8 protein-coding genes and 1 pseudogene are annotated in these 14,017 nt (G+C 41.6%); 7 read left to right on the forward strand and 2 right to left on the reverse strand.

All coding sequences use genetic code 11. The features are described 5' to 3' along the window. Window positions 1–35 precede the first annotated feature (35 nt). The 7 genes from M0R30_RS10065 (at window position 36) to M0R30_RS10095 (ending at window position 12,222) form a co-directional block, all read left to right on the forward strand. Complete coding sequence (locus M0R30_RS10065) at window positions 36–2,210, forward strand: Hsp70 family protein (RefSeq protein ID WP_292546430.1); 2,175 nt, start codon at window positions 36–38, stop codon at window positions 2,208–2,210. A gap of 40 nt (window positions 2,211–2,250) precedes the next feature. Then, window positions 2,251–5,262: a zinc ribbon domain-containing protein gene (locus M0R30_RS10070; RefSeq protein WP_292546432.1), complete on the forward strand. Its 3,012-nt coding sequence runs from the start codon at window positions 2,251–2,253 to the stop codon at window positions 5,260–5,262. A gap of 19 nt (window positions 5,263–5,281) precedes the next feature. Then, window positions 5,282–6,469: a hypothetical protein gene (locus M0R30_RS10075; protein ID WP_292546434.1), complete on the forward strand. Its 1,188-nt coding sequence runs from the start codon at window positions 5,282–5,284 to the stop codon at window positions 6,467–6,469. 34 nt (window positions 6,470–6,503) lie between these two features. After that, window positions 6,504–9,152 (forward strand): hypothetical protein, encoded by a 2,649-nt coding sequence (locus M0R30_RS10080; protein WP_292546436.1) that lies wholly within the window; start codon window positions 6,504–6,506, stop codon window positions 9,150–9,152. 190 nt (window positions 9,153–9,342) lie between these two features. After that, on the forward strand, window positions 9,343–10,110 hold the full coding sequence (locus M0R30_RS10085) for a hypothetical protein (RefSeq protein WP_292546438.1): 768 nt from the start codon (window positions 9,343–9,345) through the stop codon (window positions 10,108–10,110). Between the two features lie 518 nt (window positions 10,111–10,628). Then, a complete protein-coding gene (locus tag M0R30_RS10090) occupies window positions 10,629–11,159 on the forward strand; it encodes a DDE-type integrase/transposase/recombinase (protein ID WP_292546440.1) in 531 nt (176 codons plus the stop codon). A 148-nt stretch (window positions 11,160–11,307) separates the two neighbouring features. Further along, complete coding sequence (locus M0R30_RS10095) at window positions 11,308–12,222, forward strand: hypothetical protein (protein ID WP_292546442.1); 915 nt, start codon at window positions 11,308–11,310, stop codon at window positions 12,220–12,222. An 80-nt stretch (window positions 12,223–12,302) separates the two neighbouring features. Here M0R30_RS10095 and M0R30_RS10100 read toward each other — a convergent pair. Both M0R30_RS10100 and yidD read right to left on the reverse strand, forming a co-directional pair. Then, a pseudogene (locus M0R30_RS10100) lies at window positions 12,303–13,471 on the reverse strand (IS256 family transposase). Window positions 13,472–13,737: 266 nt separating this feature from the next. Continuing rightward, a complete protein-coding gene (yidD, locus tag M0R30_RS14770) occupies window positions 13,738–13,998 on the reverse strand; it encodes a membrane protein insertion efficiency factor YidD (protein ID WP_366513127.1) in 261 nt (86 codons plus the stop codon). Window positions 13,999–14,017: the final 19 nt, after the last annotated feature.

The raw sequence follows: 14,017 nt of genomic DNA on the forward strand, positions 1-14,017 counted from the left end.
TTTTTTGGGTTTTTTATTTGTAAGTAGGGATATTTATGGGCCTGTCTGTCGGTATTGATCTGGGGACAACGTTTTCTGCCGTGGCCTATGTGGATAAAGAATCAGGTCGCCCCAGAATTATTAAAAATAAATTTGGGAAAAACATTACCCCGTCAGTTTTGTGCTTTCACGAGGATTGTGTTCTGTATGGTGATGAGGCCAAAGAATATCAGTCACAGGGTGATCCAAATGCAATCGCCTTTTTTAAACGACGGATGGGTGATCAACACTTCCAGGTCGCCTATTATGGGAAAAACTACAATGCCGAAGCGCTTTCAGCGATACTCCTTGAAAATCTTATAAAAGATGCAGAAAACCAAATATCTGAAAAGATTACAGATGCCGTGATAACTGTCCCGGCATATTTCAATAACAGTCAGCGTGAAGCAACGATCCGTGCCGGGAAACAGGCAGGGGTGAACATAATCTGCATCATCAATGAACCTACGGCAGCTGCGTTTGCGTACGGGCTGAACAACAAGGACCATGATATGACAATCCTCGTCTATGACCTTGGTGGTGGAACGTTTGATGTCACCCTTGCAAAGGTAACCGCCGATGCAATAACCGTTCTTGGGACAGATGGGGATCACGAGTTAGGCGGAAAAAACTGGGATGATGCAATTGCACGATATCTTGCGAACTGTTTTCTCGAAGAACACGCTATCGATATTTTTGAGGAGTCTGTCGATTATAATGAACTGATGGTGGACATCGAAAAAGCAAAAAAGCGATTAAGTTCTGCGGAAAGTACAAAAATCTCGCTTTCCTGTTCAGGAAAAACCAGTACCTATGAGATTTCACGGGTCCAGTTTGCTCACCTCACCTCACATCTGATGAACCAGACCCGTAGTCTCACAGAAGGATTACTAGAAGAAGTAAATTTGTCCCAGAACGGGCCGCTGACCTGGAGCGGAATCGATGGTGTTCTCCTGGTTGGTGGCTCTACCAGGATGCCGATGGTCTCAGAGTATATCCGAAAGATGACGGGCGGGGAACCGTTATCCGGTATAAATGTTGATGAAGCCGTTGCCCTGGGAGCAGCTATCCGGGCAAACATTGACCTGGAGGGGAAGGCACTCAAGTCTCTTGCTTCAGGTTTATTAGAGGATAGTCGCCCCAGTGAAATCCTGTATGGGCTTCCGGGGGCAAAGGCAATCCGCGATGTAATTTCCCATAGTCTTGGAATAATCGCAGCAAATGAAGATAATACAAAATTTGTAAACCGGATAATCCTCAAGAAGAACACACCTGTTCCTAATACTCAGACGCGACCTTTTTCCATCAGTACGAAAAAAGGTGGGACGCATGAGGTTGAGGTCTTCATGCTTCAAGGTGAAAGCGAATTTCCCCTGAACTGCTCAATTTTGGGAAAATATGTTTTTTCTGGTATTGAATACACAGGAAAATCAAAGTCTGTACTGGATATCTCCTACTATTATACCCAGAATGGAACAGTCGAAGTATCTGCAGTCCAACGTGAGAATGGAAAGCCCCTTGCACTTCGGATCGAAGAAATTCCCGGTGACATGTCATGGGTTAACCAGTCCCCGAATGAATTGGCGCTTGCACAGAGAAAAAGTGAGATGACTACGATCTTTTTTGCTATTGACCTCTCCGGAAGCATGGTCGGTCAACCTCTGGCCGAAGCAAAAAAAGCAGCACATAATTTTGTAAAGGAGATGGATCTTTCCTGTACCAATATCGGATTAATTGTGTTTGCCGACTCTGTCCGGGTTATCCTGGAGCCGAGCCGTGATATTAAGGCAATAACCCGTGGCATCGATTCATGGAAAATGTCTATGGTAGGATATGGTAATTATGCGGAGCCGTTTACAGAATGCCTTGGGATGCAGACGCGATCCGCGATGAAAAACCTGCTGATGCTGAAATCCCCGAATGAACACCCTGTCTTCGTCATTGTCTTGACAGATGGTGTATGGCAGGATCAGGGGCATGCTGTTGTACAGGCAAAGTCCTGTCACATGGCAGGAATTCAGGTAATCGCTATTGGTTTTGGAAGTGCGGATAAAGGGTTTCTCAGAAAGATATCATCGACTGATGAAAGTGCATTATTCACCAGTCTTAATGATCTTTCATCATCGTTATCAAAGATTGCACAGGCAATCACAGAGCATGAACCTGGTACCAATATCCATTTGCTGAATTGAATAACTTGCTGTCGGAATTAAACTGCCCACTGGTGTGAAAATGAAAGAAAATTACTTCAAATTGCTTGGATTATCCTTCGATCCACCTGAAACAAATACGGCAGTAATCACTTCTGCAATCGAAAAGAAACGGGCAGAATGGAACCAGCTGACCTTGAGTAGTCCGAATCCCCAGAAATATTCTCTGCTCGTCAGCAAGCTCGATGAAATCAAGCAAGTAATGCTCGATGCCAATTCCCGTTTGAATCATCTCAACGAAGTAAACAAGATCGAATTCGCTGAACTGGACTCACTTCTGGCACACCTTTCAGTTAAGGGACATATTGAGCAAAAGGAGATTGATGGACTATCAAAAAAATTTGGATTTGCCAGAAAAACCATTGAAAAACGAATCACTGTTAAGATTATTGCGAATCAGGGATCGACAAGTTGTGATCAGAAACAGGAACCCGATCCGGTCATTATCCGTCAGGTAGAGGATAATCTGAAAAATTACAACCAGTTCCATAGCACAGAACCGCCGATCAATACGTTATATGAATTCATCGCGCTCATCACAAAAAAACCCGAACTGGCGGGAGCACCAGCTGATGAATTAAGAAAAAATGCGGAAGCAAAGACTCAGGAATACCAGCGTTCGGGAACCGCATCCGATGAAAATATCATAATCAAGAACTTATGCGCCCAATGCGGGGTCCTGTTTTGCAATGAAACTGAAAAGAAAAAATATGATAATTATCTGGAAGGCCAGAAACTGAAAGGGATCTATGCCCAGATAGATGACCTTGGAAAAATCAGTGATACCAATCTTACGAATGGGAAAACCGTTCTCAGTATTATTAAAAAAATATCTGAGGTGTCCAATTCCAGCGAAGAGGCTAAACGAGTATTTGTTGACTATTGTAAAAAGAAAAAATACGTGTTTGCCCTTCCCACCGATGACAGTATTCAAAAAATTCATCAGTGTTTTTTTTGTGGTGTTGCATATGTTCAGGATCAAACAGCGGTCAAATGTACAAAATGTGGGAATCCGCTTGTGATACAGTGCCCAAAATGCGGGACTGTCAATGATCACAGTAATAATAATTGTAAAAACTGTTCCTTTGAAATTTCCAAGATGCGACTCGTAGGCGGGTTGTGTGATGCTGCCAATAGAGCACTGGAGCAGATGGATTTTGATAATGCTGAGCGGAATTTAACAAAAGCCAATGAATATTGGCCGGGGAATGAACGGATAAAAACCATCACTGGAAACCTTACCAACCTGAGAAAAAGGTGTGAAGATAACATTAAGAATCTTAAAGGGATGATTCAGGAAAAGCAATACTATAGCGCACAAGCTGAACTGAAAAGAATCAAACAAACGGTATCCGGATATTCCGATCCAGGAATTGAGAATGAAATTAATGAACATATAACCACAGCTGAAAAGTGGATAAAAAAGGCCCGCAGTCTAAATGACGAGGGAACAATTATTGATTGTTGCTCCAGGGCTTTTAAAGAGTGCAAAGATCATCCGGAAATCACCCCCCTTCTCAAACAATATCCCGTTGCTGCGCCTTCACAGTTATCATGTTCTGCAGATACTCGTGGATGCATGAATACCCTTTCCTGGAATGCGAGTATAGCAGCAGGAAATATTATCTACCGGATTGTCCGTAAACGGGACAGCTTGCCACTCTCCCCAATTGATGGGGATTTAATTCAGGACGAACGCTCATGTCATTTTCTTGACAAAAAAGTTGAGCCGGGAATTCGTTATTTTTATTCCGTTTTTTCATTCAGAGCGGGGATATACTCATCCCCTGTATCGACAAATAACGGCATAATAAATTTTACCGATATTTCCAGTGTAAGCATAAGCCCTGAAAACAGAAAAATCACGGTAACCTGGAAGGTCCCAAATAATTCCCAAAGTATTGGCATCTGGAAAAAGCAGGATGGCCAGCCTGCTAAGGCCGGGGACGGGACCCCCGTTGGCTGCATCTCAAAGAGTAGTTTCTCTGACACATCCGTTCAGAATGATGTTACCTATGGCTATATTGTCTGTGTAAAGTATTCGGACGGGAAAACCGAGGTCTGGTCGCCGGGATTCCGCTTCTCTGCCACACCATCGCAACCTCCTGATCCGGTTGAAATAAAAAGCATTACAAAAATCGATGATGATACCTATGAAGCAACCTGGACTCCTGTTTCCCGTGGAGAGATCAGTCTCTATTTATCAAAGACCGCTGAATCCCGAGATGGGTCCGTCATTTCGGATGAAGAACTCACTCGACAGTACAAACCCATCCCTTTCCAGTCTCATACCTCCACATCCGCCAGGTTCAGACTGGTTGATTTCATCAATTATATCGTCCCGGTAATCACGACACCGAACAGTTCGGTTCTTGGAGCCACTCTGCGTATATCAAAAGTGGGATGTGTCAGGAATCTTACTGGAAAAATCTATAATAACCGGATTTTACTTGAATTTGAATGGCCTGAAAAAATATCTAAAGTCTGTTGTTTGTATCGCAATGATACGTACCCCGTGGATGTCAATGATCCGGCAGCTGTTAAGATCCCTATCACAAAAGAGCAATATGCCAAAGAAAATGCAATTACATTCAGATATGTCGAAGGCAAGAGATTCTATATCAGTATTTTTTCAGTGTATATTCAGAATAATGAAGAAGTCTGTTCTGATGCAGTTAATTATACCCTGAAAGGGTCAAAAAAAGCCCTCGTAAAATATGATATCGCGCTTTCCAAAGGATTTTTTTCAAAAAAATATTCGTGTTCAATTACAGCAGAATGCGATCAGCCCACCTGGGAATTGCCCACAATGGTGTTAGTCGGGAGAGATCGTGTAACTCCCCTACAAAAGGAGCAAGGTACAATTCTTGGAACGATCCCGGCAGGAAAATTATCCGGAAAAAACAATACCTATGATTTCACCTTTGAAGATGGAATCCGGGACATGAGACTGAAAATTTTCTTTAAAAGGAATGAGGATTATGACGAATTTTCCCTGATTGCCAAAAATCCGGAGAAACACCGTATTAGTTGACCTTAAGGAGAGTAACCAAATGGCGACGTATATATGTCCATATTGTTTTTCGAAAAACTCGATAACAGATGTCCTTTTCCGTTGTGGAAATATTAAATGTCCCGCAGAACAGGACAAAAAAATTGCGTTATATGAAACCGGCAATGAGAATTCTGCCCGATTGCTGGGCAAGGTTATCACGCCTTCATCGAAAGGATTCTTCAGTATGCCGACAGATGCAGTTTGTCCGGGATGTCATGAGAAAACCTATAAAAGGATCTGTCCTCAATGCCATAACGAATTACCTCGGGAGATCGATCAGCACAAAGGAATTATCATATCAGTTATTGGTGCAAAAAATACCGGAAAATCACATTTTATTGCAATACTGATCGATCAGATGAGGAGATATGTTTCAAGTTCATTCAATGCATCCTTTTCTCCGATCAATACTGATCATGAAAAGCGATATAAAAATGACTTTTACACCCCGCTGTTTGCATCTCACCGTCTCCTGAATTCAACCGTTTCTGGCAGTACCGCTCAACGACCCCTCATTTACTCACTAACGATTAGTGACAAATCACTGTTTAAACGGAGTAATACAATTATTTATATCACTTTTTTTGACACAGCCGGGGAGGATCTTAGCGATGAGGATACGATGTCTACGGTTAACAAGTATATCGGTCAATCATCAGGGATTATTTTTCTCCTGGACCCGATGCAAATCCAGACGGTCCGGGACAGAATTGATCCGGCTGTTGTGAATTCGTCTTCGGGGACCGATATCAAGGATCTGGCAGATCCTTCGGACATCCTCCGGCGAGTATCGAATTTAATCCGGGATGCCAATAACCTTAATGATTCAGAAAAGATACCCATCCCTATCGCTGCAACCTTTACAAAAATTGACACACTTGGACCTTTGTTACCCCCGGGGTGCATTGTTCTTGAGGATAGTCCTCATCGGTCGTTACATGCATTCGATCAGACTAACTCTGATAATATCCATGCGGAAATTGAATCAATGCTGAGTGATTGGGGAGGATGGGATTTCCCGCAACAACTCTCTTTAAATTATAAAAAATACGCGTATTTTGGATTATCAGCGTTGGGGAAGACTCCAAAAGGTCAGAGTATTGATGTCATACGACCACATCGCATTGAAGACCCATTATTATGGCTGTTATCGTTCCATAACATTATCCCGAGAAATAAAAAATGAACACAATCCTCACATGAGTATAAAAGGAATCCGTATGATAAACCAAATAATTTACACTTCATGCAAAACTGGTATCCATGACAGGAATGCCGGTTTTCAGGTTCTGTCATATTCAGCGAAACTCGATTTGACTGATATGGGGGAACTTGAACGTCTTTTATCCAGTTATCGTGCACCTATTGACCGGCCAAACAATCCGACACCACAGGAGATCAAAACTCTTTTCCCTCCGGCATTCCTGTTCACGAAATTATCCTCGGGAAAATATTGTATCGGTCTCTCTACCTATCTTGGTCATGACTATATGGGTGAATCCGGAAGAAGCGGAAATTTCATGAGCCATTTTCTCGTCATTGATAAACCTTTACTCAACCAATACCCCTGCTCTCTCTATTTAAGTCCAACATTTCGGGACAGGTTAGATTTCGAGGAGGTCAACCAGTCAAAAAAACCCGACTTTTTACCTGAAATAAATACTATCCAATCCGGTGAAATTCTTGATATAAATTCAATTTTAGAATTTATCAGTGATGATCGTGAAGAGATCTATCTTGCGATGATCGCTGCCATTCTTGAATACAATAATCCGGAAAATACCTCGAAGAAGAAGATTCTGATCCTTGATGAGGGAGTAAATATTGCAAAATGGATCGCAGCGATACAGTATGCATTTCCTGTCCATAATCTTGACACGGTCTCATTTTGTACTTACGTATATTCCCCGGTAAATACGGATTTCCTCATAAACGGTGTACTTCCAACTGGAACATCATTTGTCGTGGACTCGGTTGATAATAACCGTTATTTCAATATTTTTGATTGTGTTAACCGGGTATGGCCGGAATTACCAACCGATGAAGACTTATACAAATTACTAGGGCTGTCGCTTACGATATCGTATACGAACCTTGAACATTTTCATATTTTTTTATCCGATTACACGTATACGAACGCTGATAAAGAATTGTATGATGCTGTTTCACTCTATGCAATAGTGAATTTAAATGCACGTGAGATGAAAAAGGATAAAATAATTGGTGCAGTTAATTTTGATTCAAAATATGGTACGGCAAAGACAAAAGCCGGTCTGTTTAGGGGATTGTCATCTTCATCCAACAGTATCCTTCAGGAAGACGATCTAGCCTCAAAACAAGAATTATGTAAAGTACTAATTCGGACCGCAATTGGAAGTGAGGATCGTATTGCATTTTGTGGCCAGGCATATGCATTTTTCACAAGTACCCTACTCTCGACGCTGGGTACACTTAGAACCGATGAGAGTTATGATAAAGTGTGGTCATTCTATCATGATATTCTCACCTTTGATAAAACACAGAACGGAAACCTTGACTCCTATCTCCATTCATATGAGCGAATGGATGAATTGGTTTCCCGCCTTGCTGGTGAAAAAAGTGAATATTGTAATGCCTTTTTCCTGAGCTGGGTCCTCGTTGATATTAATGGAAAGTCTTCAAGTTTGGATACCCTGAAAAATTCCGATGTATGTTTCCGATTAATAGATCGAATCTATAAGAATTTGGGTCTATTGTCATCAGATCCTGCATCTCATTGTATGAAAATGACAATAACTGCGGTGAAAAACCAACCGATTCTTCTGTCGTTTATCAGCCAGGTTATGTCGTACTTCTCCGACAACAATGAATTAAAACTGCACACCTGGAGAATGTATACCGACATTATGCAAAATGCAGATAATGTTGGCTACAATCGGGCGTATGATTATTTCGTTTCACATCAGCAAACCGATCTGATTTATCTTTTATATCAATACCAATATGATAGATCTTTGAAGAAAAAGGAGGTTTTTTTACACCATGTTAACCGGTATGTTCACGGGAATATTGAGTACTCCCGCCAATATTCAGGCAAAATTTTTTCAGGAAGGATAGATTCAATCAATTCAACATATAAGCAATCTGAAAAAACTCATGAGTTTAAAGAAACAGTTGATGTAATAAAAACGACAATCGCAGACGCCAATATCCAACGAGATTTAGTTTTACATATCTGTTCGATGTTACCCCTCTGTAAACCGGATAAAGACTCCATATCATTCTTCAACACACTTCATAATGGGAATAATGATCTTAATCGGAGTGATGTCTCCCCAAAGTTTTACTTGATTAATGTCGGGAGGGTAATTGAGAAGGAGAGGGAGTCAGGGGAATTAGCACAAAAAATCAAAGAGCGATTGGATTTATTATCTGTGCCCGAGATCAGGGGTATCCCCAGGGAAGACAAAATGGATTTTCTCGACTGGGTTTTGCCAAATCTTGTATGGTACATGCGCAGTAAAGAGAACTACTCGAATCTTTTCCGAATTATCGGTGACTTCATCCAGGATGATGCTGCTTTTGAAAAAAAATTCCTTGGAGAGTTGGATCATGTCGTTACACATGGCCCCGACAATCAACCAATATCCTCGTTTATCCAATATTGTGCTGACAGTAAAAAAGAAATTCATTCTGTCTTTGGGCAGTATATCATTGACATTGCATACGGTTTCTCCGATAGTAAGCGAGACATACTATTCAAGGAAGTACTCCCGGTAGGAGAAAAAAATGATGAATTAAAAGAATACGTAAAATTAATCTCTGATGCTATTCAGGAACGTCGAGAAAATACTTTATTCGGACGGTTCAAGAAACTCATAAAAAAATAATAGATTTGTCCCCCTTTTTCCTATGATCTGTGATTGGTTTATATTAACATCGAATCGGTGAATTTTTTCTGGACGATTCTGAATGAAAAAAGTTCCTGGCCGATTGCGGGGAATCCAATTACCCGTGGTCTGTCTTATTGTTTGAGTGTAAAATAGGAAGGTATTTCGTATCGGAAAAAAATTTCCCTCTATGGGTTTTCTCAATTCTATTAAAGATATTATTGTGCAAACCGGGGAGAATATTGCAGAATCTCAAGAACGCAGGAACCTGCGAATAAAAATCAAGGGAAGAATTTTGCATCGTTTTTCAACCGGGCAGTTACGATCGTTATGTAACAGGTACGGAGGTGGTCCCCGAGAATTCAATATCGATCCCTTCACCAGTCGTAAAACACAGCGGAGACTGAGTGATTCTGATTTTATTGAATATGCCGATTTTCATATTAAATCGAGTGAAGTGAAGGATTTTGCAATAGCAAATAAAATTGCCATTTCAGATATTATTTCAGAGGAAAAAGAACTTGAGCGTAATCTGGAAAAAAAATGGAATTCCAAAAAGAAAAAAACTGAATCGACAAAAACCCAGGATAAAATGTTACGCGAGGTTATCGATGCGATTGAAAAATTTGAACCATCCAGAAATTATCATTCTGAACAGGGATATCATACTGAACTTCAGGGATGGTTAAGGGCACATTTCCAACAGGCGAAAGTGGAGCATCAGACCGGATCATCCCGTCCTGATATTGTAATTGACTCGGATATCGCAATTGAAGTTAAAGGGCCCACGAAATCACAAGATCTGAAAACAATTGCAGATAAGTGTAATCGCTACACAATTTATTGGAAAAGCCTGATAATTGTCCTTTTTGAAGTTGATGTTAATGAGAGATTTTATACCGAATGGGAAAAGGGGATCGTTTGCCGGTATCCTGAAGTTACCATTATTCGGAAATAAAGGTCCATCTGACGCTGAATAAGAATCCCTCTTTTACTTGTGGCGTGCCAGAGTTTCTATCCTAAAACAGTGACATAATTTATGTCCGCTTTCAAGAGCACCGTACAGGTGCTTGCGAGTGAAAGCGACAATGGAGATCAGGACAAAAGCAGTCGTATTCTATGAGGAAGGGATACGAAGTGCCAAAGAGATTGGAGAGATGTAAAATATCTCCGAAAGAACCGTGAGACGATGGGCGCAGAACCATCGAAACGATCCCGTGGACGAGTTGAAACCGAAGATGGCCGGACCCAAGGAACCGGTCTTTTCGGGCAATACCGGCATCATTGGAACAACGGATAATCCGGCTCAAAGGGAAATATCCTGCATAGGGAGCCCGACGAATCAAGTATCATTCCGATCTCTCGTAATCCTGGTGAACCGTCCATCGAATCCTCAAGAAACATGGGCTTCTTATTCGGATCAAACCCAAACCACAACCCGCGGGTAAACGATTTCAGTGTAAACATGTTGACAGCATGTGGCAGGGAGATACGTTCCAGTTCCGAATCCGGGGTGTCGGAAATGTCTATGTTACCGGGTTCACTGACGATTGTTCCCGCTATCGCGTGACAAGCAAAGTCTATCTTCACAAAGATGCTGTTTCAGCAGTTAATGTCCTGCAATGGGCACTCCGAAAAGGCCGGATTCCTCGGGAAATTTATCTCGATAACGCAAAACAGTTTGTCTCAAAGTTGTTCAAAGCTTTAGCCAAAAAACACGGCATTAAACTCATCTTCGGCAAACCGTATCATCCTCGCGGCCGCGGCAAGATTGAACGATATCACAAAACACTCTACCGGGAACTCATTGTCCTCAAGGAATTTCGTTCAGTGAGTCATTTCAGAAGAGAACTCTGGAACTTCGACCAACTCTACAACAACTGGCGAATGCAGGAGATTCTGGGATGGATGACTCCGGCATTAGTCTACAACAATAAAACCAATTTCAACAAAAACAGAAAATGTATATTGAGCGGACATAAACTCTGTCAACAAAACGAACATTAATTGTGGCACTCTACACTTAAATGCCATCAGGATTTTCACCATACCATTTTTTCTTAATCCTGCATCGAGAAAACATTCTTTGATTTATTAGGAAAAAACTCAGACACATTACCCAATTCTTTTATTTACTGCATGGAAAAAGATCATCATGGAAATTGCAGGATCCGGACTCGTACGACACCTGTCTTCTTTTGTCCTTACCGCGATGTTATCCCTCTTGGTTCTCACCAGTGGGTGCACCCAGCCCCCTGTTGCTAACTTTGAAGCAGAACCGACATTGGGTGGGCCCGCACCGATGCAGGTGAAGTTCATTGATAAATCTTCCGGGAAAGACATCACCACACATGAATGGCAGTATAAACTTAATCTGGAAAGTTCTTTGGATATATTAAATTCCGAACACTATCAGTGGACTCAATTTACCCCCAATAAAAATTCTGAATATACTTTTGAAAGAGCGGGATCATATGACATTAAACTCAAGGTAACGGGAAGGGGAGGGTCCGATGAGATGATAAAAACAGACTATATTAACATCGGCTGTGACTTTTCAAAAAAAACCGGTATTGAACGATGTTTTGGCGGCATAGGGTCGCAATGTGATGGAATTATTCAGAGCCAATTACTTGGTATTGGACTGGTTCCGTTCAGGAAGGATGAGAGTACTTGTAAAGTTGAAGGGCGGGTCTCGGTTGGAAGCATCCTCCATGATCGGTGCTGTCTTGCCACCAACTGTGAGGGGTGGAGTTGCATAGAACTGGATAAGGGGGATAATACTCGATGCAGGGATGAATGGCAGCTTGCATGGGATAGCACAAAATACTCTGTTTTAGGATCACCCCGTCAGTGGGTACATTCGTTTGGGCCTTATCCCCTGGGAAATAAGGGGGATGAAATTTTTATGACTGACGAGTCGATCCCTGCGAAAATCAAAGCGCCCGCAGGAACCCGGATGATTCCGTATTATCAGAAATATTACTGCCAATCGGGAAGATGCAAAGAGGAAAACGGAGCACCAAAGATAGAGAACGATCTCTATGGCGAATACTGTGTCTGTGAATAAAAAAATCTTGGGTAAATTTCCATTTTTTGTAGCAGATACTGTGTTTTTTGAATTATCACGGATTCAAAATGGTCACGTATCTATATTGCTGTAAATTCAGCAGCCACCGTATCCGAAGAGATCATCTCGCTCTTCACGGATAAATACCGGTTACAAGTTATCCATTCCTCGTTGATATCAATGAGGATCGAACCGGCAAGCCTGAGTAACGAAGCATCATTTGGGAAGGCCGCGATCTTTCTGCTCCGTCGTTTGATTTCTTATTGACTCGTTCCTGGAGATTGGTAGTATTGAGCTTCTTCCAGAACTCCGGAGGAAAGGATCGGTAATTCATCAACCCATGGTTGAACCGGTGATGTGTGTCAGCTTCTCGAGAGAGCCCACGTCCATCGAGCTGAACAACAAACTCCTGCAACCGATGGGGATCACTCAGACATTCCTTCAAAGTGTCGGCAATTTCCTTGTGATATTCCCTAGGGACTTTTCTAAGGACTGCACGAATGAAGTAGACATGACACATTTGCCATGAAGAGCCCGGGAACATCGTTTCTGCAGCAGTCTGGATACCGTTGTGACCATCAGAAATGATGAGTCAACTTTGTCGAGTCCTCTTTCCTTAAGGTCGGAGAAGATCCCTCCCCAGATTAGTTCATGTTCTGCATCGGCAACGCTGAAGATAAAGATCTCTCGGTATCCCTCTAGTCTCACACCGGCTACAACAAAAAGAGCTTTGCTGACATAATGGATTCCGTCTCTCACCTTGAAATATGAAGCATCTACGAACAAGAATGGAATGTAGGTGTCAATCGGTTTCTCTAAAAAATCATGGACTTTTTCATCGAGTTGCTGAACAACCTTCGATACATACGTGGCTGACAGTTGGTTGACTCCCAGACATGAGAAAACTTTCTCGGATATTTCGTGTCGATACGCCCTGAAGATTGGATTCGGTGATTGCATTCACCAGGGCTTCCTCAGTCCGGGAGTACCGATCAAAGACTTTCTTCTCAAACGGGATCTCCCGTAACTGCAGTTTCAGAAGACTGAGTTCTCCGAATCTCGTCTTCAGTGACCGTTGCCGGCACTCGTTCCGGTGCGCTCACCTCGCACTGGATCTTGCATAACGGGGTACTCCGGCCTGTTGAGCCACTTCCTCGTTCATCACATCGTTCAGGAACCACGTGATGAGTTGCTGCATGCCCTTCTCGTTATCGGTAAGGTAATTTAGTACAATGTCTCTTAGATTCATTGCCCTGTTCCTCTTTGTTTCCAATTCACTGTTGGATACAGGGCATCTTTACTTTTACAGCACGTCGTGTACGTTACCCAATTGAATCTCAATTAATAAAAATTCGTGTGATTTTATTCTACATTGTTGACAATAATCTGGAATTTTTAAAGAGTCATCTGGAAAAATGGCAAAGTAGATCTTCATCAAAAAGGGGATTTTTGTTTCAATATGATGAGATATTTTCGGGTTCTCGACTCTTGTTATCTGCTAACTTATTTAAAATTTTATGGATAGTCAAAATAATCGCGATCTGAATAAGGATTGCAATCAATTAATCGATTAATAATCATAGTAATAGCTTTACAAAATGGATATTTTTCGAGGGCCAGTATTCCATAATTCGAACAGGTTGGATAATGTAAGCATTTATGTTTACTTTTTTTTGTCGCAAACTGATAACCTTTGATAAATAAAATAAAAAGTCGATTCAACCAAGGAATTTTATGATTAGAGGTATTTGGAGTGGTTTCCATTTTACTAGGCATTAAAAAAAAAGAATAGTTT

Origin of the sequence: Methanoregula sp. (genome assembly GCF_023227875.1) — an archaeon.
Taxonomy (GTDB): domain Archaea; phylum Halobacteriota; class Methanomicrobia; order Methanomicrobiales; family Methanospirillaceae; genus Methanoregula.

Excerpts from the sequence above, each read along its gene's own strand:
- M0R30_RS10085 (WP_292546438.1), top strand. The coding sequence starts at position 9,343 with ATGGGTTTTCTCAATTCTATTAAAGATATTATTGTGCAAACCGGGGAG.
- yidD (WP_366513127.1), bottom strand. The coding sequence starts at position 13,998 with ATGCCTAGTAAAATGGAAACCACTCCAAATACCTCTAATCATAAAATT.
- M0R30_RS10090 (WP_292546440.1), top strand. The coding sequence starts at position 10,629 with ATGTGGCAGGGAGATACGTTCCAGTTCCGAATCCGGGGTGTCGGAAAT.
- M0R30_RS10065 (WP_292546430.1), top strand. The coding sequence starts at position 36 with ATGGGCCTGTCTGTCGGTATTGATCTGGGGACAACGTTTTCTGCCGTG.
- M0R30_RS10070 (WP_292546432.1), top strand. The coding sequence starts at position 2,251 with ATGAAAGAAAATTACTTCAAATTGCTTGGATTATCCTTCGATCCACCT.
- M0R30_RS10080 (WP_292546436.1), top strand. The coding sequence starts at position 6,504 with ATGATAAACCAAATAATTTACACTTCATGCAAAACTGGTATCCATGAC.
- M0R30_RS10075 (WP_292546434.1), top strand. The coding sequence starts at position 5,282 with ATGGCGACGTATATATGTCCATATTGTTTTTCGAAAAACTCGATAACA.
- M0R30_RS10095 (WP_292546442.1), top strand. The coding sequence starts at position 11,308 with ATGGAAATTGCAGGATCCGGACTCGTACGACACCTGTCTTCTTTTGTC.